This window comes from Roseovarius sp. THAF9, from assembly GCF_009363715.1.
Taxonomy (GTDB): domain Bacteria; phylum Pseudomonadota; class Alphaproteobacteria; order Rhodobacterales; family Rhodobacteraceae; genus Roseovarius.
Map to the genome: position 1 here is coordinate 1,522,562 of NZ_CP045404.1, position 21,799 is coordinate 1,544,360.

A 21,799-nucleotide genomic window follows, 5' to 3' on the forward strand; every position below is an offset into this window, starting at 1 on the left:
CCCGTGCAAACCACTGCCATCATTGTCATTTTCGGGCTCGTTCTGGTGGCGAGCCTCGTGGTGGCCCCGCGCCGCGCGACGGTCGAAGGGTTCTTTGGCGGCGCGAGTGAGACAGGGCGTGCGCCGACGCTGTGGGTGCTGGTGCTGAGCCAGGTGACGACGTGGATCTTTGCCCGATCGCTGATGAACTCGGCCATTCTGGGGTATTTCTACGGGATCTGGGGCGTGCTGGCCTATGCGGCCTACTATGGCTCGTTCCTGACCGGCGGCTTCGTCGTGGCGCGCCTGCGGCGCGCCGGTGCGGGATCGGTGCAGGACTGGTTGCGCGGGCGGTTCGGGGGCACGGGCACGACGCTTTACAACATCGTCATCGCCCTGCGGCTATTGTCGGAGGTGTTCGCCAATCTGTTGGTCGTGGGTCTGATCTTTGCCGCGGCGCTGCCGGAGGTGGGCATGGCGCGCGAGGCGTCGATCGTGCTGGTCGCGGGGCTGGGCCTCGCCTACAGCGCCTGGGGCGGGCTGAGCGCGGCGTTGCGGACGGACGTGGTGCAGATGCTTGTTTTCATGGTGGTTTTCGGCGTGGCCTTCGTGGCGTTGGTGACTGCGCCGGGATTTGATTTCGGCGCGGTGCTGACGTCCGAAGGCGCGAGCGGGGCGTGGAACGGGCAGGTGTTGCTGCTGGTCGCGTTCCTGCAGGTGTTTTCCTACCCGGTGCATGATCCGGTGATGATGGATCGCGGCTTCATCGCCGATGAAAAGACGACGCGGTCATCGTTCCTGCACGCCTTCTGGATCTCGTTCCTGTGCATCGTGGGCTTCGGATTCTTCGGGATCGAGGCGGCGCTGCAGGGCGCGGAGTACGAGGGCGAGCTTCTGGGCACATGGGCGGGGATGTTCCCGGCATGGGTCTATGTGGCGCTGCTGGTGTCGCTGTTGGTCAGCGCGCTGTCGACGCTCGATTCCGCGTTGGCCAGTGCGGCGCGGTTGATGGTGGACGAGCTGGGGCTTGCGCCGCGCACGCTATCGGGTGGGCGCATGGCGATGGTGGGCTTCATGCTGGCGGGGGCCGCGCTGACGCTGTGGGGCAACCAGAGCCTCTTTGACGCGGTGGCGGTCAGCGGCACGGCGAGTTTGTTCCTGACGCCGGTGCTGCTTGCCGGGCTGGTGATGGGCCGGCAGGTGCCGGTCTGGGCCTTCGCAGTCAGTTTCGGGGCGGCGATGGCGGGGGCGGTGGCCTATTTCGCGCGGAGCACGGTGTTCGCGCCGACGCCGCTGGCGGACTGGCACAAGTACGAGCAGTTGCTGGCGATCTGCGTGGTTGTGCTGTTGATCGGATGCGCCACGGTCTTCGCTTCGGCGCGGCGGGCGGGCTAGGCGTTTCCGGGAAACACTGAATCGCTTTTCGCTGCCTCTTCGAACGCAAAAAGCGATGCATATTTCGGACTGACCCGGAAACGCTTCAGGCGCCAATTTTTGCGCAAAAATTGGGCCAGAAAATTCGAATTTTCTGGTGGCGCCCCGGAAAAACCCGGATTCTGCGGCGGATTGGTTCTTCCAACCGGCGGCGCAACCGCTTAGATACGGTTGACGTACATCCTGCGGGACCTCAGAAACGGGGCCGGGATAAGGGAGACAATATCATGCTGAACAACATCGGCCTTCCGGGGCTCTTGCTGATTGCGGTGGTCGTGCTGGTCCTTTTTGGACGCGGCAAGATCTCGTCGCTGATGGGCGAGGTGGGCAAGGGCATCACCTCGTTCAAGAAGGGCGTCGCGGAAGGAAACAAGGAAGTCGAGGACGCCAGCAACGACGCGGCAGACTCGGCCCGGGACGTCACGCCCGAAGACGACAAAGAAAAAGACAAGGTTTAACCTTTCAGAATGTTCGACCTGGGCTGGACCGAGCTCATGGTGATCGGCATCGTCGCGCTGATCGTCGTGGGGCCAAAGGATTTGCCGGGCATGTTCCGGACCGTTGGACGGTTCGTGGGCAAGGCCAAGCAGATGGCACGCGAATTCAGCCGGGCGATGAACGACGCGGCTGAAGAGTCGGGCGTCAACGAGGTGTCCAAGTCCCTGAAATCGGCCACCAACCCGATGGGGGCGGCGATGGACGAGGTCAAGAAATCGACCGACAGCTTCACCGCCAAGACCATGGCCGGACCCGAGCCCAAGCGGGCCGAGTTCGACGACGACCGCAAGGCGATGGTCGACAAGATATCGAAACGCTCGGCCGAGATGGCCGAGGAGCGCAAGGCGGCGGAAGAGGCGGCCAAGGCAGCGGCGGAAGATGCCGGGGCCGGCAAGTCGGGCGCTGCGCGTGCCGACAGCACGGCCAAATCGACGCCGGCGAAGAACGGGCCCGCGAAGAAGGCTGCGCCCAAGAAGGAGGGGCCGAAGAAAGCGACCGCAGCCAAAGCGGGCGCGGAGAAACCGGCTGCGAAAAAGCCCGCCTCGGATAAACCTGTATGAGCGCCACCGACGACGACGACATCGAGATGAGCTCGGCCCCGCTGATCGAGCATCTGGCGGAATTGCGCACGCGGCTGATCCGGTCGGTGCTGGCGTTCCTCGTGGGGATCGTTCTGGCCTTTGTCGTGGCAGAGCCGATCCTGCAATTCCTGCTGGGCCCGATCGAGGCGACGTTGCGGACGCTGGGCGACCCGTCGCCGACGCTGCAATATACCAGCCCGCAGGAATACCTGTTCACGCTTTTCCGCATTTCGATGGTGTTCGGCTTCATGCTGGCCTTCCCGGTGATCGCGGCGCAGATGTGGCGGTTCGTGGCGCCGGGGCTTTACCGCAACGAGAAGGCGGCGTTCCTGCCCTTCATCATCGCTTCGCCGATCATGTTCCTGCTGGGCGCGGCGTTCGCGCATTTCGTGGTGACGCCGCTGGCGATGAACTTTTTCCTTGGGTTCGCGGATGTCAGCTCGATCTTTGCCAACCTGCTGACCGGATCGGTTGGCGAGGTGGAGACGGTGGCCGACCCGAACCTGCCCGTTGTGCCCGACAATCTGGGCGCGGTCGTGCCCGAGACGGAGAACGGCCTGCGCATCACATTCTTCGGGAAGGTGAACGAGAGCCTCGATATCACGCTGAAATTCATCATGGCCTTCGGTATCTGTTTCCAGTTGCCGGTGCTTCTGACCCTGATGGGCAAGGCCGGGCTGGTGAGCGCCGAAGGGCTGGGCGCGGTCCGCAAATACGCGATGGTCGGCATCCTGTTGCTGGCTGCCCTGGTGACGCCGCCGGACGTGGTGACGCAGCTGATCCTGTTCACCGTGGTTTACGGGCTTTACGAAGTTTCCATCTTCCTTGTCCGCCGGGTCGAGAAGACCCGGGAGGAAAAACTGCGTGCCGAGGGCGTATGGTTCGAAGATGACGAAGAGATCGACCCGATGGAGGCCGAGTTCGACGCAGATGACGAGGACGATGCCGGCGATCTGGACGACCTGAAAGACGGGGACGAGGGCAAGACGTGACCACCGACCCGATGGAGCGGATCGCGGCCGCGCTGGAGCGGATGCGCCCGGCAGCGATGGAGGCGCCGGATTTCGACGCTGCCGACGCGTTCGTTTGGCATGTGGAGCCGGATCGCCTGCACCCCGTAAGGGACGTGAACCGGGTGGACATGGACCTGCTGGTGGGGATCAACCGGTCGCGCGACACGCTCTTGGACAACACACGGCACTTCGCCAAGGGGTTGCCGGCCAATAACGCGCTCTTGTGGGGCGCGCGGGGGATGGGCAAATCGAGCCTTGTGAAGGCGGTGCATGCCGCCGTGCGGGCCGAGGGGACTGACCTGAAGATCGTGGAGTTGCAGCGCGAGGACCTGCCCAGCGTGGGGCGGCTGCTGAACATCCTGCGGGCCAGCGCCGCGCGGTTCATCCTGTTTTGCGACGACATGAGTTTTGGCCATGACGACCAGCATTACAAGTCGCTGAAGGCGGTGCTGGATGGCGGGATCGAAGGGCGGCCCGAGAACGTGGTGTTCTATGCCACGTCGAACCGCCGCCACCTGATGCCGCGCGACATGATCGAGAACGAGCGGTCGAGCGCGATCAGCCCCAGCGAGGCCACGGAAGAGAAAGTGTCGCTCTCGGATCGGTTCGGGCTGTGGCTGGGCTTTCATCCTTGTGATCAGGACGAGTACTTGTCGATGATCCGGGGCTATTGCGACGCCTACGGGGTCGAGATCGACGACGCCACGCTGCGGGCCGAGGCCATCGAGTGGCAGGCGACACGCGGGTCGCGGTCGGGCCGGGTGGCATGGCAGTATTTCACCGATCTGGCCGGACGGCGGGGCGTGAGCCTTTAGGCTTTTTCGAGTATTTTTGGAACGATGAAACGGGCCGGAAGCTGCGCCTGTTTTGATCTGTTTCGCGGCGGTGCGGTGAGACCCCACCCTACGAAATATCGGCATTGTTGCTGTGAAAGGAATAGTATCGCTTGGTTCATTGCGGGCGCGGAACATAGGCGCGGCGCGCCGCGCCGCCGCGCATCGCCGGGCCGCACCCACGGCACGGCGATTTGGCTGAGCTCGGTGCCTCGCCTTTTTGTTTTCCGGAGCTGCAACAATCAGGTGTTCAGAACGCCCGTCAGTTCGCCATGCGGCGGCCCGGCGATGCCAACCAGCCGAGAGCGCCGTGTGGTAAGTGGCCAAGTCTGCCAGATGGCGTCGTGCGGTGGTGGGGTGGAACCCCACCCTACGATGGAGTCCTGTTGTTGCGCGCCGCGCAATAATATACCGGAATTTATTGCTCGGCCTGAGGCGCGACCGGGCGTAATGCGCCTATTGCAAATAGGGCAGCGGATCGACGCTTTCGAAGCCTTCGCGCACCTCGAAATGCAGCGCTGCGGTGCCGTCGCTTCGGATCGACGCCAGCTGGCCGCCGCGGGAGATGCTGTCCCCCTTGGACACCGTCACTTTGTCGACGTTGGAATAGACCGTCAGCAGGTTCTGGTCGTGTTTGACCACGATGATCGGCACGCCGTTGGTGTCCTTGGTGATGGCCGCCACCGTTCCGGCCTGGGCGGCACGGACGGGCGTGCCGGCAGGGGCCGCGATGTCGATGCCGTCATTCTTGCCCTTGGCATATTCTCGGATGATGTCGCCCTTCACCGGATAGCTCATGCGGGCATTGCTGCTGGCGCTGGCGGTGTTGCCGCCAAGGTCGGGAGCGGCGGTGCTTTCGACAGGTTCAGCGGCGGCGACGGTCTCTTCGTCGGGCAGGGGCTGGGCCGCCGAGGGCGGCGTGGGCGTGGGGCTGCCCTGACCAGGAGAGGTTGTTTCCAGTGCGGTGGTCTGGACCTGCGCGGGCTGGGCGTCGGGCACGGCCACGGGGATCAGCAGGTACTGGCCTTCGCGGACGGCAAAATCGGGGCCGAGACCGTTCCAGTCGGCCAGGCTGCGCACGGAAACGTCGTAGAGCCGCGCGATGGTGAAGGCGGTCTCGCCGCGCTGGACCTGGTGGCGGACGGGCTCGACGCCGGACTGGCCGCGGTCGAGGCTGCGGTTGGAACTGGTGCCACCCGCGCTGGCATTCTCGATCGCGTTTCCGGCAACCGAGGCGATATCGACGCCGGGGCGCGGCGTGAGCGGGCCGCCGGCGGGTTCGGCAACGCGGTTGGGCAGGGCGATGATTTCGCCGTCGCGCAGGGTGTCGCCCGGTTGAATGCCGTTATAGCGCGACAACTCGTTCACGTTGACGCCGATGCGGCGCGCGAGGCTTTGCAGCGTGTCGCCGCGGCGGGCCACGGCCACCTGGTAATTCGGGTAGGAGATGATGCCGCGACTGTCGGGGGTGGGCCGGTCGGCGCTGGCGTTGCGCGCGGCCTCGGCGGTGCCCGGGCCACCGTCGCGCAAGTCGATGTCGAAATTGTCGCACCCGGCCACGGCCAGCAGCGCCACGGCGCAAACGAGGGGTCGCATGGGGGTCTTGAAGTGGCTCATCTCGATCTTGTCCTCATCTCGGTCCCCTTGTTGGCCGGGGATCAAAGCGGTGACCGGGCAACCCCGGCCGTCGTGTCTTGTCCTGTCAGTCCCGGCCCAGCCCTTCGAGCAGGGGCACGAAACGCACCGGGCGCAGTTCGTCATAGTCGAAGCCCGTCTCGGACCTTGTGACCCGGATCAGGCTTTGCACCGCGTCGGACTGCCCCACGGGTACCACCATAATACCCCCGATTTTCAACTGCGCCAAGAGCGGCCCGGGCGGATCCTCGGCGGCGGCGGTGACGAGAATGCGGTCGAAGGGGGCCTGTTCGGGCAGGCCAAAGCTGCCATCGGCGGTCAGGGCGGTGATGTTGGTCAGATCCAGGTCCTGGAAAAGCGCGCTGGCATCGGCCACCAGCGCCTTGTGCCGATCGACGGTATAGACGCGGCGGGCAAGCTGGCTGAGTATCGCGGCCTGGTAGCCGGAGCCGGTGCCGACCTCCAGCACCTTGTCGCGGGGCGTGACGCGCAAGGCTTGCGTCATCAGGCCGACGACGGAGGGTTGCGATATGGTCTGGCCGCAGGCGATGGGCAGGGGCATGTCCTCATACGCGCGGGTGGCGAAATGGCCGCGCACGAAGGGGCCGCGGTCGATCTTTTCCATCGCCAACAGGACGCGCTTGTCGGTCACCCCGCGCGAGCGCAGCGCGAAGAGAAACTGCATCTTGCGTTCGGCGATATCGTCGGCGTCCTCGGTCATCAGCGACATTCGATCGCCTTGAGCGCGTCGAGCGCGTCATGGGCGGTGAGGTCGGCGCGCATGGGCGTGACCGAGATATAGCCCTTGAGGTTCCAGTCGGCATCTGTGCCATCGGCGGTGGGCTCGCCCTGCGGTGCGCCGGTGACCCAGAGAAAGCGACGCCCGGACGGCGACGTGGTGGGTTGAACGCCGAAGCCCATGTCGCGGCGAAAGCCCTGGCGGCAGGCGCGGAGGCCCTGCACCTCGGCGCTGGGGACGGGCGGGAAGTTCACATTGTAGAAGATGCCGTAATCGTCCTGCGTCCACACGCCCTTGTCCAGCAGGGTGCGCAGGGTGGCCAGCCCGTGCTGGCGGCTTGATTCGAACTTGTCGTCGAGGTCGCGGTTGCGCGGGCCGTAATATTGGCTGAGGGCGACGGCGGGGAAGCCTTGGAGCGCCGCCTCCATCGCGGCGCCCACGGTGCCGGAATAGACCGCGTTCTCGGCCGCGTTGTTGCCGCGGTTCACGCCCGAGAGGATCAGGTCGGGGGGCGCGTCCTTCATCACGTCATGCACGGCGGCCAGCACGCAATCTGCTGGGCTGCCCTGGGCGGCGAAGCGGCGCTCGTCCATCTGTGAAAGCATCATCGGCGTGGTGTAGGAAATGCAGTGGCCGACGCCCGATTGCTCAAACGCCGGTGCCACGGTCCAGACCTCGCCCGAGGGGCCGGCCAAGTCGGTCGCGATCTCTTCCAGGACGGCGAGGCCGGGGGCCGAGATGCCGTCGTCATTGGTGATGAGAATGCGCAAGGGGCTGCTCCTGCCGGTGTGTCGGATTGGCGGCGTTTCGCCTTGTGTAGCGGGGCTGTGGGCAGGGGGCAAGCGCTGCAGGCTGTGCGACGTATGGGCTGTACGGGGCCGCGTCCGGAGGGCAACAGGACATTCGGGGGTGGCATCAGGTGGCAGGGGTCGGAGGGGAGTATTTTTTGGCAAGAAAAAGCCGGGGCGGGGCGGATGCGACTGTCGATGCATTCGCCCGGCACAGACTTGCCATCGTCGGGACGCCGCGCATTCTGCCAAGCGTGTTCCGGGGCTTAACCGGACCGAATGTTATGCCTATGCTGTCGCCGCGTCAGGACTGTGAGAGGCAGGTCGCCGACCTCAGTAGCTGAGCTCTGCGGCAAAAAGGCTGGCGATCTCGTCGCGTGTGAGCCGCGACGGTGCTTCTTCGGCCGGTGCTTCAGCCTGTTGGCTGCGTTTTGTCAGTACACTGATAAGCATGCGCATCTGTGGTCCCCTGTCTTTTCTGCGCCCCCGCGGAATAAGAGACGGAACGCGCTGGCGGAAAGTTTCAGGAAATGCGGCAATTTTCGCAAGAAACAGGCAAATCATTGTTTTTACAGGGTATAAATTTGGGGCGAACCGGTCTGCCGCCCCTGCAAAAGGGCTGTCTGACGTGCTTGCGCACTGGTTTTCGAAGGAGACAGGCCCGTGTGCTGGTACTTGCCGTATAGGCGCGACCAAGCCTGTTGGCGCTACAGGATCTCGGGCAACAGCCGTGCGGCCACGTCGGGCGCAGTGGGCAGGGCGTCGCGGTCCTCGCCTGGGAAAAAGCGCGCGCGGGTCGCGGTGGCGATGGGGCCGGGGTCGAGTACCTGCACTTGCGGGCCAAGTTTGACGGTCTCGGCCTGCCAGCTGCGGGCCAGCGCGATCTGTGCGGCCTTGGTGGCGCCGTAGGTGCCGAAGAATTTTTGCCCGGCGCGGGGATCGTCGAAAAAGACTGCGCGGCCCCGTTCGCCCAGAAGCGGGCTGATGAAGCCGATCAGGCGGGCGACGGCATCGACATTGGTGTTGAGCGAATTGCGCCAGTCCTTGGCGTCGATCTGGTGCGTGGGCGTCATCGGGGCGGCGTGAATGGCGGTGTGGACCCAGACATCAAGCGCGCCCCAGCGGTCGTAGATCGAGCGGCAGAGCTGGGCCATGGCAGCCTCGGTGTTGATGTCCATGGGCGCGAGCGTCGCATCGCCGCCCTGCGCCTTGATGCGGTCGTCAAGCTCTTCCAGCGCGCCGGTGGTGCGGGCCACGGCGACGATGTGATGCGTCGGCGCAAGGGCCTGGGCGAGCGCCGCGCCGAGGCCGCGCGAGGCGCCGGTCACGAGGGCGATTTTACGAGATGCAGCGTCATTCATGCTCTGCCAAATCTCATCCCGGCCCGGCAATATCAAGTGTAATCCGCTTGACACTTGGCCCGGCGCACCCAAAAAAGGCGGGTGAAACGAGACAGGAAAGGACAGTGCCATGGCGGATACCGTTTTGAGCAAGGCCGTGATCGGCCACGAAGGTTTGACGAAGAAACTGGGGCTGGTGATTGGCGGATCGCTGTTCATCGCCATGGCCGCGCAGGTGAGCATGGGCTGGCCGGTGCCGATGAGCCTGCAGACGCTGGCGATCCTGATCGTCGGGCTGACCTTCGGCTCGCAGCTTGGGCTGGCGACGTTGGTCACCTACCTGGGCTATGGCGCGATGGGATTGCCGGTTTTTGCCAATGGCGGCGCGACCGCATCGCTGTTCGGGCCGACGGCCGGGTTCCTTTACGGCTTTGTCCTGATGGCCTATCTGGCCGGGCTGGCCGTGGAAAAAGGCGTGGCGCGGGGCGTGGTGTCGACCGCGCTTGTCGGCATGGCGCTGTCGGCGATGATCTACATCCCCGGTCTGGCCTGGCCGGCACTGGTCATGGGCAAAACTGTGCCCGAGCTTTGGGCGGGCTGGATGGCGCCGTTCCTGCTGGGTGACGCGGTCAAGGCCGTGATCGCGGCGATGGTCGTCTGGGGCGGCTGGAAGGCGTTGCAGGCGCGCAAGGGCTAGGACCCGACGCACAGAAATTCTGAAGCGCCGTCCCGGATCGGGGCGGCGCTTTTCGTTTGGGCGGGCAGAATTTGCGCAAATTCTGCGGCGGAAATTGCGTATTTTCCGGTGGCGGATGTCAGGCGCTTTCGTGAAGCTTTTTCAGAGCGGTTTCGCACAGGCCAAGCTCCAGCCATTGGCAGCCCGCACAGAGCTGTGAGAGCGCGCCGGGCGGGACGTTTGCTCTGATACGCTGTTTCGCGTCGCCCCAAGTGAGGCGGGTGCCCACGAAGAGGCCGAGCGCCCTTGCGTGACGGGTGTCGAGCGTCGCGATCTTGTCTTGCGCGGTGCAGAGCGTGCCGCGCCGCTTGGGGCAGGGGGCGCAGATGTCGTCGGTGGCGCCGAGGACCTCGATTTCGACGTCATCGCCGCCGGGCGCGCGCAGGCGGTCCTCGACAATGTGGGCCATGTTGGCTGTGAATACGTCGGAATAGCCCTTGCCCTGGAACCCCAGCGAGCAGAGGAAATGATGCGGGCGGTAGCGAAGCGGCGTATTGGCCATGTCAGGCGTGTGCCTTGTCGGGCCGGGTGCGGTCAAGCCTCAGCCGCGCGGCATTTCCAGCGTCGTGGTGTTGGTGCCGCGGGCGATGACGAGCTTGCCTTCCTCGATAGCGACCACCTTGGCGTTGCCGATCTTGGCGCCCTTTGTGACGGTCGCGATCTTGCCCGAGGCGGTGCGGATCAGCGCACGGTCGCCATCGGGTTTGAGGAAGGTTCCGAGCAGCGCGAGGCGCCCCGAGGGGAGCGCGTTCTTGTCGGTCGCTGTCTCGAGTGTTTCGCGGGGTGTTTCGGTCTCGGATGCCATTGTCTGCCTGTGTGCGTTGCGTGGTTGAACGCGCGGCGTCTAAGGGCGACTCGGGGTAATGAAAACCCCGGGCCGGACACATCGGCGGAATGACGCTGCGTTGCAGCATCGGACTGGCGGAGAGGCGCTTACCAGCCTTTTTGGGCTGTGGCTTTACTCGGCGGCCTTGAGCTCGAAGCCCTTTTCGATCTGGTCGGAGGGTTCCACCGGGTAGTCGCCCGAGAAGCAGGCGTCGCAATATTGCGGACAGCCTGTGTCGCGGCCCTTGGCCTCGCCCACGGCGCGGTAGAGACCGTCGAGCGAGATGAACTTGAGGCTGTCGACGGCGAGGTGGTCGCGCATCTCGTCCTCGGACATGGTGGCGGCGAGCAGTTTTTCGCGGTTGGGTGTGTCGACGCCGTAGAAGCAGGGCCAGGCGGTAGGGGGCGAGGCGATGCGGAAATGGACCTCGGCAGCGCCGGCGTCGAGGATCATTTCCTTGATCTTGCGCGAGGTGGTGCCGCGCACGACGCTGTCATCGACGAGGATCACGCGCTTGCCCTCGATCAGGGCGCGGTTGACGTTCAGCTTGAGCCGGACGCCCATGTTGCGGATCTGCTCTGTCGGCTCGATGAAGGTGCGGCCCATGTACTGGTTGCGGATGATGCCCATGGCATAGGGGATGCCGCTTTCCTGGCTGTAGCCGATGGCGGCGGGGGTGCCGGAATCGGGCACCGGGCAGACGAGATCGGCCTCGACCGGGCTTTCCTTGGCCAGTTCCACGCCGATCTGGCGGCGGGTTTCATAGACCGAACGGCCGCCGATGATGGAGTCGGGGCGCGAGAAATAGACATGTTCGAAGATGCAGAAGCGTGACCGGCGCGGGCGGAAGGGGCGGTGGCTTTCGACGCCGTCCTCGTTGATGACGACCATCTCGCCCGGTTCGATCTCGCGCACGAAACGGGCGCCGATGATGTCGAGCGCGCAGGTCTCGGAGCTGAGCACCCAGCCGTCGCCGACCTGCCCAAGGACCAGCGGGCGCACGCCCAGCGGGTCGCGCACGCCGATGAGCTTGGTGCGGGTCATGGCGACGATCGAGAACGCGCCCTCGACGCGACGCAGGGCGTCTTCCATGCGTTCGGGGATATTGCGTTGCAGCGAGCGGGCCATCAGGTGGATGATGCACTCGGTGTCGGAATTCGACTGGAAGATCGAGCCGCGCTCGATCAGTTCGCGCCGCAGCGCGTCGGCGTTGGTGATGTTGCCGTTATGCGCGATTGCCGCGCCGCCCATGGCGAATTCGCCAAAGAAAGGCTGCACGTCGCGGATCACCGGGTTCTTGCCGCCGGCGGTGGAATAGCGGACGTGCCCGATCGAAAGCGGGCCGGGCAAGGTTTCCATCAGGCTTTGCCGGGTGAAGTTGTCGCGGACGTAGCCGAATCGACGGGCGGAGTTGAAGCCTTCCTCGGCGTCGTGACTGACGATGCCGCCGGCCTCCTGACCGCGGTGTTGCAGGGCGTGCAGGCCGAGGGCGACGAAATTGGCGGCGTCGGTGACGCCGATCACCCCGAAGACGCCGCATTCCTCGCGCAGTTTGTCCTCGTCGTCGGTGTCGCGCACCGCGTCGAAGTCGAAAGGATGGGCAGGGGGCATTTGCTTGTCGGACAAGGGGCAGCTCCGAATCCGTGGACGCTTGCGCCCTAGATAGTGGCTTGGGCCGAATATGTCACGAAACTATCACGTAAAATCTGATGTCGTGACGTGACGTGTCGATTGGGCGACGGATTTTCCGGGCGAAGGTCTGATCCCGGGCTGGGCAATTTTGAGTATTTGAAGAACGATGAAGGGGTGCTGCACGGGATTGGTGGGCGTCAATACCGTGACAGGACCGCGCCGGCGGCGACCAGCAGGGCCGCGACGACGCGTTGAAGCGACACGTCGCGTGGGGCGAGGCCGAAGGCGCCGAAATAATCCAGCAGCAGGGCCGCAACCATCTGGCCGAGGATCAGGGCCGTCGTGGTGGTCAGCACGCCCAGAAGGGGCACCGCCCAAAGCGCCGCCCAAACATAGACCGCGCCGAGCGCGCCGCCGATCAGCAGGTATTTCGGCACCGAAGGGATGCGGGCCAGACCGGCGCCTTCGCCGGAGAGAAGCGTGATGACAAGCAGGATGAAAAAGCCCACGCCGAAGGAGATGGTCGCCGCCGCCAGCGTGCTGTCGATGCTTTTGCTGAGCGCCGCGTTGATCGGCGCCTGCATCGCGATGAAGGAGCCGCAGACGGCAATCAGGATCGCCGCGAAGAGGGGGGCGGAGGGCAAGCGGCGCCTATTGCCCGGTTTCGGTGGGCTGCGGGTCGGCCGGGGCGTCGCAAGCGCTGACCAGGTCCTCGTATTTCTGGGTGATCCAGCCAAGGGCCTGTTCGGGGTTGCCGTCCTCGACCTTGGAGGTGAGCTGGGCAAAGACGCGGGCCGAGCGGCTGTCGTCGATCATCTCGATATCCTGGCTGGTCACGACCGTCTCGTAGACGAAATAGGCGATGGCGACCAGGAGGATGCCGCGGGCCACGCCGAACAGGAACCCGAGGCCCTGGTCGATGCCACCTAGGGCGGAGCGTTGCACGACCGAGGAAAAGAGCGGTGTGATGAGCGACGTCACGATGAGCGTGACGGCGAAGATCGCCGCGGCGGCGGCCAGCATGGACAGCGCACAGGTGTCGGCAAGGAAATCGCCCACCACGGGCACTTCCTTGACCAGCGGTTCGACCTGCGGCGCGAAGAGGAAGGCGAGGATGGCGGCGACGATCCAACCGGCGATGGCCAGAAGCTCGCGCACGATGCCGCGCGAATAGGCCAGCAGTGCCGACAGCACGATGATCAGCGCGACGATGCCGTCGATGATGGTGAAGCCTTCCATGAGCGCGTCCTGTTTTACCTTTGGTTGGGCGCGCTACCCGGCGCCGAAAATCTCACCTACGAAGCTGGTCAGGTCGCCGATCTGGTTGAGCGACAGACCCCCGGTTCCGCCGGTCTTGCCCCCGGCGGGAATGATTGCGGAGCTAAAACCAAGTTTTGCGGCTTCTTTCAACCTGTTTTCTGTCTGGGACACCGGGCGGAGGGCGCCGGACAGAGAGATTTCGCCGAAAAGGACACAGTCGGCGGGCAAGGCGGTGTCTTCGCGGGCGCTGAGAAGGGCCGCGGCGACGGCAAGGTCGGCGGCAGGTTCGGAAATGCGGATGCCGCCGGCGACGTTGAGATAGACATCGAGCCCGGCGAAGGGCACGGCGCAGCGGGCCTCGAGCACGGCGAGGATCATGGCGAGGCGGGCGCCGTCCCAGCCCACAACGGCGCGGCGCGGCTGGGAATGGGGCGTGGGGGCGACGAGCGCCTGCATTTCAACGAGGACAGGCCTGGTGCCCTCGATGCCGGCAAAGACGACCGAGCCGGGCGAGGGGTCGCCGCGCCCGGACAAAAAGAGCGCGGAGGGGTTGGGGACCTCGGCGAGGCCCGCGCCCGTCATTTCGAACACGCCGATCTCGTCGGCGGGGCCGAAGCGGTTCTTGACCGCGCGCAGGATGCGGAACTGGTGGCCGCGCTCGCCTTCGAAATAGAGGACCGAATCGACCATGTGCTCGACCACGCGGGGGCCGGCGATCTGGCCTTCCTTGGTGACGTGGCCCACCAGGATCACAGAGCAGCCCTTGCGCTTGGCGAAGGTGACAAGCTCGTGCGCGGCGGCGCGGACCTGCGCCACGGAGCCGGGCGCGCTGTCGACATTGTCGGCCCACATGGTCTGGATCGAATCGATGATGACAAGCTGGGGCGTGTCGCGGTCGAGCGTGGTGAGGATGTCGCGCAGGGCGGTGGCGGTGGCCAGTTTCACGGGCGCGTCGCCCAAGCCGAGGCGCTGGGCGCGCATGCGGACCTGTGCACTGGCCTCTTCGCCCGAGACGTAGACGGTTTGCAGCCCGGCCTGGGCGAAGCGGGCGGCGGCTTGCAGCAGCAGCGTGGACTTGCCGATGCCAGGATCGCCGCCCACCAGCGTGGCCGAGCCGGGCACGAGGCCGCCGCCGAGGACGCGGTCAAGCTCTGCGATGCCGGAATGGGTGCGCGGCGGGGGCGCTTCGGCGGTGGAGAGGTCACTGAGCGCGATGGCGGTGCCGCGCTTCGTGCCGAGCGACTTGGAGGCCGGGCCGGCGGACAGGGGCGCCTCTTCGATGATGGTGTTCCATTCGCCGCAGGCGTCGCAGCGGCCGGACCACTTGGAGTGGACGGCGCCGCAGGCGGTGCAGGTGAAGGAGGCGGTTTTTCCCATACCGGCGTCATGCCCCAAGCGTGGGGCGCGGTCAAACGCCTTCGCGTTGCGGCCGTCGCGCGGCGATTACTCGGCGGCGCGTCGGGGCAGGCCGACCACGGTGCCGTCGAGGTCCGAGACCTCTTCGTAGCCCAGTTCGGGCAGGATCGGGCGCAGGTCGTCGCGCAGGCGCTCAAGCTGGCTGACCGCGACGCTTTCCTCCATCTCGACGTCCTGAGCCCATTGCTTGAGCCGGACGCTGACAGCCTTGGCATGGTCGAGGCGCTTGTTGAACTGCTCGACCTCCTGCTGGCGCTGCTTGAGGAAGGCGCGGGCGCGGTCGACCTTGTCGTCGGAATAGACCTCGGCCAATTCGCGGCTGATGTAGGACATCTGGGCCGCGACCTCCATGATCTGCGGCTCCAGCGATTCCAGGTCGGGATGTTCGCGCATGTAGGCGAGGCGCTCGCGTACTGCGTCGAATTCGGACTGGATCTGGAACATGCCGGCCCGGTCGGCGGCATGGGCGGCGGCATAGGCCTGCGTGACGTCATGCATGTTCATGTGAAAGCGGCGGTGCGAGTTTTCCAGCGCCATGACGCGGGCATTGGTGGGCAGGTAAAAGCACAGAAGAACGGCGAGAATGGTCAGGCCGATTTGCGCAACTTGTCCTGCGTTTTCATAGACATGTCCCCCGAAGCTGACCTGGAATTCGAGCCAGGGCAGAACGCCGACGGCCGCGAGGATGGTTGCGGTTAGAAGAGACAGAGCCGCGATTGCGAAAATGGCCACGGCAAGGCGATTCAGAAAATGTTGAGCGATTACAAAAATCGAACGAATGCTGTCGGTCATCACTTCACCCCAAAAGTATGCCAAATATAAATATCGGCAAGTTTACGCCGAGATTTGCGAGTCGCCTACTGAATTTTTGGTGAAACCCGGACAGACCCTGACCTGCAACGGCCTTTATTCATCGGGCAACTCCCCGGAATTCGTATTGGTTCCTGCACGCTTAGCCCCTTTTTCGGTGAAATGGCCGATGGCAATGGAGGCGAGAATGCAGGCGGTGAAAAGGTAGAGGCCCCAGGCGGTCTCGATCCGGCCGACGCCGATGCCCTTGGTCAGCGTGATGTAGAGGGCCACCAGAAAGACGTCGGCCATCGCCAATTTGCCGAGGATTTGCAGGACCGGCAGCGTCTTGCGCCGCAGGAGGCCGAAATGGATGAGCGCGAGGCCGATGGTTTTCACGTAAGGGGCGAAAAGGGCGAAGAAGGTGACCATGAGAGCCAGGAACACGTCACTGCCCCAGAGGCTTTGCAACCCGGTGATGACGGAGATTTCCGACAGGCCAAAGAGCGGCAGGAGACCGGCGCGCATTAGGGGGGCAAACCAGGCGACTGGAAAAAGGACCAGAAGCGTCAGGTTGAGGTATTTGAGCATGAGGTGCCTTTTGTCCGGTTGCCCAAGAGGTAAACAGCGCGCGCGGTGGGAACAAGCGCGGGGTGAGGGGGAAAGGGCACGACTCAGCGTCAGATCCTTTGGTTAAAGGCCTAAACGCGGGGTGGTATCGCGGCGGTATCCGGGTGGTATAGCGTCGGTATTTTTGAAATGCGCCGTGTTGAACAGAGCGTGCGGTGCGGAAGTCTTAAGAAGATGTTTACCGCCCCCATTTTCGATGCCGGACACCGTTCCGGCAGAGTGAATCGTCAGATGAAGTGGGGCGCAACCAAACAAAGCGCACAAGCCGCATTGCTAACACTTCCGAGTACCGTGTCGAAGGTTGGGCCGACGCGCTGGAGCGCGGACAGGTGCAAAGCTGCGAATACAAACAAGGCTGGAACAGCGAGTATGGATGCGACGAGGATCGAGCCGGTCACAAAAACGATGATAATGAAAAAGACGGAACCGATGGGTGAAATCATGAGCACAACGCCCGACGGATCACTTGGGTCCAGCGCGCGCAACGTCAATCCGACAGTCAGGTTGCACACGAACGCGGCGAGAATTGAGAGGATGGCCAGCGCAAAGAATACGCCTGTCATCGAACAGCCTCGATCGGTCCCTCTGCGGAGCCGGTGATGAACTGTTCGAGATAGGGATCGCCTGAGCCGTCCATCTGCGCCACCGGGCCGGTCCAGCGGATCTTGCCGCCGTGGAGCATGGCGACGTTGTCGGCGATGGCGCGTACGGAGGTCATGTCGTGGGTGATGGTCATGGCGGTGGCGCCCATCTCGGTCACGATTTCGCGGATCAGTTCGTTGATGACGCCCGACATGATCGGGTCGAGGCCGGTGGTGGGCTCGTCGAAGAAGATGATCTCGGGCTCGGCGCAGATGGCCCTCGCCAGCCCGACGCGTTTCTGCATGCCACCTGATAGCTCGGCGGGGAACTTGTCGGCCTGTTCGGGGGTGAGGCCGACGCGGCGCAGCTTCTCGATGGCGATCTCGCGCGCCTCCGCCCAGGGACGTTTCAGCGAGCCGCGCAGCAGGCGGAAGGCGACGTTTTGCCAGACGGGCAGCGAGTCGAAGAGCGCGCCGCCCTGAAAGAGCATTCCGAAGCGGGCGAGAAAGGCGTCGCGGTCGCCGGTGGTGACGTCCTGGCCGTCGAGGGTGATCTGGCCGCTGTCATGCTGGATGAGGCCGAGGATGCATTTCAGGATCACGGATTTGCCCGTGCCGGAGCCGCCGATGATGACCATCGATGTTCCCGAGGGGATCGTCAGGTTCACGCCGCGCAGGACGTGGTTGTCGCCGAAGGCCTTATGGACATCCGAAAGCTCGATCATACCGAGAAAAACACTCCCGTCAGAACGAAGTTGGCGGCGAGGATCAGGATGGCGGCGGCTTGGACCGAGCCCTTGGTGGCGCGGCCGACGCCCTGCGCGCCGCGGCCCGAGTTCATGCCGTAGTAGCAGCCCATGACGGCGGCGATGACGCCGAAGACCGCGCCTTTGACGAGGGACGAGATGATATCGAGCGGTTCGAGAAAGTCGACGGTGTTCTGGATATAGGTGGCGGCGTTGAACCCGAGGTTCTGCACGCCGACGGTGTAGCCGCCGAGGATGCCGATAATGTCGCCCACGCCGACCAGCAGCGGCACGGTGATGAGCGCGGCCAGCACGCGGGGGGCGACGAGGTATTTCATCGGATGGGTCGAGAGGGTGACCAGCGCGTCGATCTGCTCGGTCACTTTCATGGTGGCGATTTCGGCGGCGATCGAAGACGTGACACGGGCGGCGATCATCAGGCCGACCAGTACGGGGCCAAGTTCGCGCACCATGCCGATGGCGACGATCTGGGGAACCACGGCCTCGGCGTTGAAGCGCGCACCGCCGGAGTAGATCTGCAAGGCCAGCGCGCCGCCGGTGAAGATCGCCGTCAGGCCCACCACGGGCAGCGACAGCCAACCTACCTGCATCAGCGCGTTGAACAGCTCGCGCGGATAGAAGGGCGGGCGCAGGATGTGGCTGAAGGTCGAGAGGGCGAAGAGCGTGATCCGTCCCAGCATCGCCAGCGCGGCCAGCGTGTTGCGCCCGAGCGCGGCGAGGGGCGACAGGATCAGGGTCATCCGCCGGTATAGAGCCGGTCGTAGCGCGCGCCCATCGCGGTCAGGATCTCGTAGCCGATGGTGCCGGCGTTGTCGGCGAGGTCGTCGACGGTCTGATCTTCGCCCAAGATTCGCAGCCACTTGGGATCAAAGCCCAGATCGGTGATGTCGACCGAGATCGAATCCATCGAGATGCGGCCCGCCACGGGGCAGGGTGTGTCCTCGGCGTAAAGCACGGTCTTGGGGCCCATGATGCGGTGAATGCCGTCGCCATAGCCCGAGGACACGGTGGCGATGCGGGTCTCGCGCGTGGCCGTGAAGGTGTTGCCGTAGCCAACGGTCTCGCCCAGGGCGAGGTGGCGGGTCTGGATCACCGGCAGGTCGAGCGTGACGACGGGGCGTGCCCCCTCGAAGGGCAGGCCGCCGTAGAGGCCGATGCCGGGGCGGCACATGTCGAAGTGATAGTTCGCTCCCAGGAGCATCCCACCCGTCTGGGCGAAACAGCGCGGCACGCCGGTGCCGTCGGTCATTTCTCTGAAGCAGGCAAGCTGTTGCGCGTTCATCGGGTGGTCCGGCTCGTCCGCGCAGGCAAGGTGCGAGATCAGCAACACCGGGTTCGCGGCCAGCACGGTGTCGCGCACGGCGGCCCATTCGGCGGGCTCCATTCCCAGACGGTTCATGCCGGAATCCAGCTGGATGCCGAAGGGGTGGCCGGGCAGCGCCTCGAGATGGCGGATCAGCTGATCGGTGGTGTTCAGCATGGGCGTGAGGTTAAGGTCCGAGATCATGTCGGTGTCGCCGGCCATGTGGCCGGAAAAGACGTGGATGTCGGGTTTCGGTCCCACCGCTTGCCGTAACTCGACACCTTCTTTTGGGATCGCGACGAAGAAGGTATTGACTCCCGCGCGGGCCAGGGCGCGGGCGACGCGGGCCATGCCGAGGCCGTAGCCGTCGGCCTTGACCACGGCGGCGGTTTCCACGCTGGTTTGCGCGTCGAGCGCGCGCCAGTTGGCGACGAGCGCGTCGAGGTCGATGGTAAGCTTGCCGGAACTACTCATGGGCTGAGGTTTTGACCGGATGGGCCGGGGGGTCAAGCCCTAAGGCGGGCCAAGCGCCGGCTCAGAATTCGGTGCCGTCCTGCTGCCACGGTTTGGCGAGGTTGCCGAAGCGGGTGAACTGGCCTTCGAAGCTGAGTTCGACGGTGCCGATGGGGCCGTGACGCTGTTTGCCGATGACGACCTCGGCGCGGCCGTGCAGGCGTTCCATGCGTTCCTGCCAGGCGGCGATCTCTTCCAGCTTGTCGTCGGAGGGTTTCTCGCGTTCGGCGTAGTATTCCTCGCGGAAGACGAACATGACCACGTCGGCGTCCTGTTCGATCGAGCCGGATTCGCGCAGGTCAGACAGCTGCGGGCGCTTGTCTTCGCGGGATTCGACCTGGCGCGAGAGCTGCGACAGGGCGATCACGGGGATGTCGAGCTCCTTGGCGATGGCCTTCAGGCCTTGGGTGATTTCGGAGACCTCGTTCACACGGCTGTCCTTTGCCGAGGCGGGGCGCACGAGCTGAAGGTAGTCGACGATCAGCACATCCAGTCCGTGCGTCCGCTTCAGCCGACGGGCCCGCGCGGCCAGCTGGGAGATGGGCAGGGCGGGTGTGTCGTCGATGTAGAGAGGACAGGATTCGAGCGTCTTGGCGGCCTCGACGAAGCGGCGGAATTCGGTTTCCGTCATGTCGCCGCGGCGGATCTGCTCGGAAGGGACCTCGGCGGCCTCGGACAGGACACGGGCGGCCAGCTGTTCGGCACTCATTTCGAGCGAGTAGAAGCCCACGACGCCGCCCTCGGTGGCGCCTTCGGAGCCGTCGGGGAGTGTGCCGCGGTTATATGCCTTGGCGATGTTGAAGGCGATGTTGGTGGCCAGCGAGGTTTTCCCCATCGAAGGACGCCCGGCGAGGATGAGAAGGTCGGACTTGTGCAGGCCGCCCAGTTTCTTGTCCATGTCCACAAGTCCGGTGGAGATGCCGGCGAGGCCGCCGTCGCGCTGGTAGGCGGCGTTGGCGACATTAACGGCGTCGGTTACGGCCCTGAGAAAGCTTTGAAATCCGGTTTCGGACTGGCCTTGTTCGGAAAGCTTGTAGAGCTTCTGCTCGGCCTCGACGATCTGGTCGCGCGGTTCCAGGTCGACCTCGGCGCGCTGGGCCTTGCCGGCGATGTCGTTACCAAGACCGATCAGCTCGCGGCGGATCGCCATGTCATAGATCATCTGGGCGTAGTCGCGCGCGGCGAAGGCCGAGATGGCGGCACCGGCAAGGCGGGCGAGATAGGCGGGACCGCCCAGTTCCTTCAGACCCTCGTCGTCTTCGAGAAATGTCTTGAGCGTCACCGGCGAGGCGAGGTTGCCCTTGGCGATGCGGGCGGCGGCGGTCTCGTAGATGCGGGCGTGAACGGGGTCGTAGAAATGCTGCGGGCCGATCAGGTTGGCGACCCGGTCGTAGATGTCGTTGTTGGTCAGGATCGCGCCCAGAAGCTGCTGTTCCGCCTCGGTGGAATGCGGCAGGGCATCGGGTGCCGGCGCATCCTGTGCTGCCGGTGTGCCGGACGCGTTAAAGGTCGCAACTTCGCTCATCTTGTCCCCCGTTCTGCCCTGATCCCGGGTTGCGGCGCCATGTCCCCAATCGCGCTTGGTCCCGGTAGGTCGGTCTCTTAACGAGGGGGCCTGCGACGTGGCAACTTGTATATTTGTGTGGATACTCTGTGGATATCCTGGTGCTACTACATTTTGGCCCTTCCGGGGTGCCAACGTCAAGATTTCGTTGCCTCGACGCGCATTGCGCGAGTTAACGTTGCGTCATCACAACGATAAAAAAGTTTCTAATATTGGGCTTTGACGAAGTGGCGCCGTGGCGACTCGGACACGCCTCAGCTGCGGGCGGCTTGCCAGGCGCGGGGATCGTCGAGGAACGATTCGACGCCGTCGAGGGTGGCGGCGTCGAAGCTGCCCTGCGCGCGCGCCTCGGCCAGCACGTCGCGCCAGGTGCAGAGGTAGTGCAGCGCGACGCCATGATCGCCGAGCGTTTTTTCGGTCTCGGGGAAGATGCCGTAATAGAAGATGACGGCGGTGTGCCCGCAGCTGGCGCCGGTGTCGCGGATGGCGTCGACGAAGCTGAGCTTGGAGCCGCCATCGGTGGTCAGGTCCTCGACCAGCAGGACGCGGTCGGCGTCGGTCATCGCGCCTTCGATCCGGGCGTTGCGGCCATAGCCCTTGGGCTTTTTGCGCACATATGTCATGGGCAGGGCCATGCGTTCGGCCACCAGTGCGGCGAAGGGAATGCCCGCAGTTTCGCCACCGGCGATGTTGGTGAAGGCCTCGAAGCCCGCGTTGCGCATGACGGTGATGGTCAGGAAATCCATCAGCGTGGAGCGGATGCGCGGGAAGGAGATAAGCTTGCGGCAATCGATATAGGTCGGGCTGGGCAGACCCGAGGCCAGTGTAAACGGCTCATCGGCATTGAAATGAACCGCTTCGATTTCCAGCAGCATCCGGGCGGTGAGGCGGGCGATTTCCTGTTGGTCGGGATAGGTCGAGGGGATCATGCGGGCGGTCCTT

The 21,799-nt window shown here is 64.7% G+C and carries 25 protein-coding genes; 6 read left to right on the forward strand and 19 right to left on the reverse strand.

The features are described 5' to 3' along the window. Positions 1-3 precede the first annotated feature (3 nt). The 5 genes from FIU86_RS07570 (at position 4) to FIU86_RS07590 (ending at position 4,320) form a co-directional block, all read left to right on the forward strand. Positions 4-1,374 carry a sodium:proline symporter gene (locus tag FIU86_RS07570; protein WP_152474521.1) on the forward strand — a complete coding sequence of 457 codons (1,371 nt, stop codon included), beginning with the start codon at positions 4-6 and terminating at the stop codon, positions 1,372-1,374. 266 nt (positions 1,375-1,640) lie between these two features. Next, positions 1,641-1,871, forward strand: a complete 231-nt coding sequence (locus FIU86_RS07575; protein ID WP_152474522.1) for a twin-arginine translocase TatA/TatE family subunit — start codon at positions 1,641-1,643, stop codon at positions 1,869-1,871. A 9-nt stretch (positions 1,872-1,880) separates the two neighbouring features. Further along, on the forward strand, positions 1,881-2,471 hold the full coding sequence (gene tatB, locus FIU86_RS07580; RefSeq protein WP_152474523.1) for a Sec-independent protein translocase protein TatB: 591 nt from the start codon (positions 1,881-1,883) through the stop codon (positions 2,469-2,471). Further along, on the forward strand, positions 2,468-3,484 hold the full coding sequence (locus FIU86_RS07585) for a twin-arginine translocase subunit TatC (protein WP_152474524.1): 1,017 nt from the start codon (positions 2,468-2,470) through the stop codon (positions 3,482-3,484). The genes tatB and FIU86_RS07585 overlap by 4 nt, the downstream gene beginning before the upstream one ends. After that, complete coding sequence (locus FIU86_RS07590; protein ID WP_152474525.1) at positions 3,481-4,320, forward strand: ATP-binding protein; 840 nt, start codon at positions 3,481-3,483, stop codon at positions 4,318-4,320. The genes FIU86_RS07585 and FIU86_RS07590 overlap by 4 nt, the downstream gene beginning before the upstream one ends. A gap of 474 nt (positions 4,321-4,794) precedes the next feature. Here FIU86_RS07590 and FIU86_RS07595 read toward each other — a convergent pair whose 3' ends face one another. The 5 genes from FIU86_RS07595 to FIU86_RS07610 all read right to left on the reverse strand — a co-directional run bounded on the left by FIU86_RS07595 (position 4,795) and on the right by FIU86_RS07610 (position 8,861). Then, a complete protein-coding gene (locus FIU86_RS07595; RefSeq protein ID WP_152474526.1) occupies positions 4,795-5,955 on the reverse strand; it encodes a LysM peptidoglycan-binding domain-containing M23 family metallopeptidase in 1,161 nt (386 codons plus the stop codon). A gap of 85 nt (positions 5,956-6,040) precedes the next feature. Then, positions 6,041-6,694, reverse strand: a complete 654-nt coding sequence (locus FIU86_RS07600; protein WP_152477020.1) for a protein-L-isoaspartate(D-aspartate) O-methyltransferase — start codon at positions 6,692-6,694, stop codon at positions 6,041-6,043. After that, a complete protein-coding gene (surE, locus tag FIU86_RS07605) occupies positions 6,694-7,482 on the reverse strand; it encodes a 5'/3'-nucleotidase SurE (RefSeq protein WP_152474527.1) in 789 nt (262 codons plus the stop codon). The genes FIU86_RS07600 and surE overlap by 1 nt, the downstream gene beginning before the upstream one ends. A gap of 351 nt (positions 7,483-7,833) precedes the next feature. Further along, the gene (locus tag FIU86_RS23010) at positions 7,834-7,959 is read right to left on the reverse strand and encodes a hypothetical protein (protein WP_302848762.1); all 126 of its coding nucleotides are present in this window, start codon (positions 7,957-7,959) and stop codon (positions 7,834-7,836) included. Positions 7,960-8,207: 248 nt separating this feature from the next. Then, positions 8,208-8,861, reverse strand: coding sequence for an SDR family oxidoreductase (locus tag FIU86_RS07610; RefSeq protein ID WP_152474528.1), 654 nt, complete (start codon positions 8,859-8,861; stop codon positions 8,208-8,210). A 109-nt stretch (positions 8,862-8,970) separates the two neighbouring features. Here FIU86_RS07610 and FIU86_RS07615 point away from each other — a divergent pair, with 109 nt between their 5' ends. Then, a complete protein-coding gene (locus FIU86_RS07615; protein WP_152474529.1) occupies positions 8,971-9,537 on the forward strand; it encodes a biotin transporter BioY in 567 nt (188 codons plus the stop codon). Between the two features lie 118 nt (positions 9,538-9,655). Here FIU86_RS07615 and FIU86_RS07620 read toward each other — a convergent pair whose 3' ends face one another. From FIU86_RS07620 to FIU86_RS07685, 14 genes are all read right to left on the reverse strand, one after another. Then, positions 9,656-10,078 carry a DUF1284 domain-containing protein gene (locus FIU86_RS07620; RefSeq protein WP_152474530.1) on the reverse strand — a complete coding sequence of 141 codons (423 nt, stop codon included), beginning with the start codon at positions 10,076-10,078 and terminating at the stop codon, positions 9,656-9,658. 39 nt (positions 10,079-10,117) lie between these two features. After that, on the reverse strand, positions 10,118-10,381 hold the full coding sequence (locus FIU86_RS07625; protein WP_152474531.1) for a hypothetical protein: 264 nt from the start codon (positions 10,379-10,381) through the stop codon (positions 10,118-10,120). 153 nt (positions 10,382-10,534) lie between these two features. Then, on the reverse strand, positions 10,535-12,013 hold the full coding sequence (gene purF / locus FIU86_RS07630; protein WP_152477022.1) for an amidophosphoribosyltransferase: 1,479 nt from the start codon (positions 12,011-12,013) through the stop codon (positions 10,535-10,537). Positions 12,014-12,231: 218 nt separating this feature from the next. Continuing rightward, a complete protein-coding gene (locus FIU86_RS07635) occupies positions 12,232-12,678 on the reverse strand; it encodes a DMT family transporter (RefSeq protein WP_254703971.1) in 447 nt (148 codons plus the stop codon). A 7-nt stretch (positions 12,679-12,685) separates the two neighbouring features. Next, on the reverse strand, positions 12,686-13,273 hold the full coding sequence (locus tag FIU86_RS07640) for a CvpA family protein (RefSeq protein ID WP_152474532.1): 588 nt from the start codon (positions 13,271-13,273) through the stop codon (positions 12,686-12,688). Between the two features lie 33 nt (positions 13,274-13,306). Further along, positions 13,307-14,671, reverse strand: a complete 1,365-nt coding sequence (gene radA / locus FIU86_RS07645; RefSeq protein ID WP_152474533.1) for a DNA repair protein RadA — start codon at positions 14,669-14,671, stop codon at positions 13,307-13,309. A 66-nt stretch (positions 14,672-14,737) separates the two neighbouring features. Next, positions 14,738-15,502 (reverse strand): DNA repair protein, encoded by a 765-nt coding sequence (locus FIU86_RS07650; protein WP_152474534.1) that lies wholly within the window; start codon positions 15,500-15,502, stop codon positions 14,738-14,740. Between the two features lie 114 nt (positions 15,503-15,616). Beyond that, on the reverse strand, positions 15,617-16,090 hold the full coding sequence (locus tag FIU86_RS07655) for a paraquat-inducible protein A (protein ID WP_152474535.1): 474 nt from the start codon (positions 16,088-16,090) through the stop codon (positions 15,617-15,619). A gap of 266 nt (positions 16,091-16,356) precedes the next feature. After that, on the reverse strand, positions 16,357-16,692 hold the full coding sequence (locus FIU86_RS07660) for a hypothetical protein (RefSeq protein ID WP_152474536.1): 336 nt from the start codon (positions 16,690-16,692) through the stop codon (positions 16,357-16,359). Beyond that, entirely contained in the window at positions 16,689-17,435 is a 747-nt protein-coding gene (locus tag FIU86_RS07665) for an ABC transporter ATP-binding protein (protein ID WP_152474537.1), read from the reverse strand. The genes FIU86_RS07660 and FIU86_RS07665 overlap by 4 nt, the downstream gene beginning before the upstream one ends. After that, entirely contained in the window at positions 17,432-18,217 is a 786-nt protein-coding gene (locus FIU86_RS07670; RefSeq protein WP_172977462.1) for an ABC transporter permease, read from the reverse strand. The genes FIU86_RS07665 and FIU86_RS07670 overlap by 4 nt, the downstream gene beginning before the upstream one ends. Next, the gene (gene alr, locus FIU86_RS07675) at positions 18,214-19,254 is read right to left on the reverse strand and encodes an alanine racemase (protein ID WP_152474538.1); all 1,041 of its coding nucleotides are present in this window, start codon (positions 19,252-19,254) and stop codon (positions 18,214-18,216) included. Before alr ends, FIU86_RS07670 begins: the two co-directional genes overlap by 4 nt. Before the next feature lie 61 nt (positions 19,255-19,315). Further along, the gene (locus tag FIU86_RS07680) at positions 19,316-20,818 is read right to left on the reverse strand and encodes a replicative DNA helicase (protein ID WP_152474539.1); all 1,503 of its coding nucleotides are present in this window, start codon (positions 20,816-20,818) and stop codon (positions 19,316-19,318) included. 293 nt (positions 20,819-21,111) lie between these two features. Beyond that, positions 21,112-21,786 carry an orotate phosphoribosyltransferase gene (locus FIU86_RS07685; RefSeq protein WP_152474540.1) on the reverse strand — a complete coding sequence of 225 codons (675 nt, stop codon included), beginning with the start codon at positions 21,784-21,786 and terminating at the stop codon, positions 21,112-21,114. Positions 21,787-21,799: the final 13 nt, after the last annotated feature.

Bases quoted from the DNA above. Each gene is read 5' to 3' on its own strand.
- FIU86_RS07575 (WP_152474522.1), top strand. From the start codon at position 1,641: ATGCTGAACAACATCGGCCTTCCGGGGCTCTTGCTGATTGCGGTGGTC.
- tatB (WP_152474523.1), top strand. From the start codon at position 1,881: ATGTTCGACCTGGGCTGGACCGAGCTCATGGTGATCGGCATCGTCGCG.
- FIU86_RS07585 (WP_152474524.1), top strand. From the start codon at position 2,468: ATGAGCGCCACCGACGACGACGACATCGAGATGAGCTCGGCCCCGCTG.
- FIU86_RS07595 (WP_152474526.1), bottom strand. From the start codon at position 5,955: ATGAGCCACTTCAAGACCCCCATGCGACCCCTCGTTTGCGCCGTGGCG.
- FIU86_RS07600 (WP_152477020.1), bottom strand. From the start codon at position 6,694: ATGACCGAGGACGCCGACGATATCGCCGAACGCAAGATGCAGTTTCTC.
- FIU86_RS23010 (WP_302848762.1), bottom strand. From the start codon at position 7,959: ATGCGCATGCTTATCAGTGTACTGACAAAACGCAGCCAACAGGCTGAA.
- FIU86_RS07610 (WP_152474528.1), bottom strand. From the start codon at position 8,861: ATGAATGACGCTGCATCTCGTAAAATCGCCCTCGTGACCGGCGCCTCG.
- FIU86_RS07615 (WP_152474529.1), top strand. From the start codon at position 8,971: ATGGCGGATACCGTTTTGAGCAAGGCCGTGATCGGCCACGAAGGTTTG.
- FIU86_RS07620 (WP_152474530.1), bottom strand. From the start codon at position 10,078: ATGGCCAATACGCCGCTTCGCTACCGCCCGCATCATTTCCTCTGCTCG.
- FIU86_RS07625 (WP_152474531.1), bottom strand. From the start codon at position 10,381: ATGGCATCCGAGACCGAAACACCCCGCGAAACACTCGAGACAGCGACC.
- purF (WP_152477022.1), bottom strand. From the start codon at position 12,013: ATGCCCCCTGCCCATCCTTTCGACTTCGACGCGGTGCGCGACACCGAC.
- FIU86_RS07640 (WP_152474532.1), bottom strand. From the start codon at position 13,273: ATGGAAGGCTTCACCATCATCGACGGCATCGTCGCGCTGATCATCGTG.
- radA (WP_152474533.1), bottom strand. From the start codon at position 14,671: ATGGGAAAAACCGCCTCCTTCACCTGCACCGCCTGCGGCGCCGTCCAC.
- FIU86_RS07650 (WP_152474534.1), bottom strand. From the start codon at position 15,502: ATGACCGACAGCATTCGTTCGATTTTTGTAATCGCTCAACATTTTCTG.
- FIU86_RS07655 (WP_152474535.1), bottom strand. From the start codon at position 16,090: ATGCTCAAATACCTCAACCTGACGCTTCTGGTCCTTTTTCCAGTCGCC.
- FIU86_RS07660 (WP_152474536.1), bottom strand. From the start codon at position 16,692: ATGACAGGCGTATTCTTTGCGCTGGCCATCCTCTCAATTCTCGCCGCG.
- FIU86_RS07665 (WP_152474537.1), bottom strand. From the start codon at position 17,435: ATGATCGAGCTTTCGGATGTCCATAAGGCCTTCGGCGACAACCACGTC.
- FIU86_RS07670 (WP_172977462.1), bottom strand. From the start codon at position 18,217: ATGACCCTGATCCTGTCGCCCCTCGCCGCGCTCGGGCGCAACACGCTG.
- alr (WP_152474538.1), bottom strand. From the start codon at position 19,254: ATGAGTAGTTCCGGCAAGCTTACCATCGACCTCGACGCGCTCGTCGCC.
- FIU86_RS07680 (WP_152474539.1), bottom strand. From the start codon at position 20,818: ATGAGCGAAGTTGCGACCTTTAACGCGTCCGGCACACCGGCAGCACAG.
- FIU86_RS07685 (WP_152474540.1), bottom strand. From the start codon at position 21,786: ATGATCCCCTCGACCTATCCCGACCAACAGGAAATCGCCCGCCTCACC.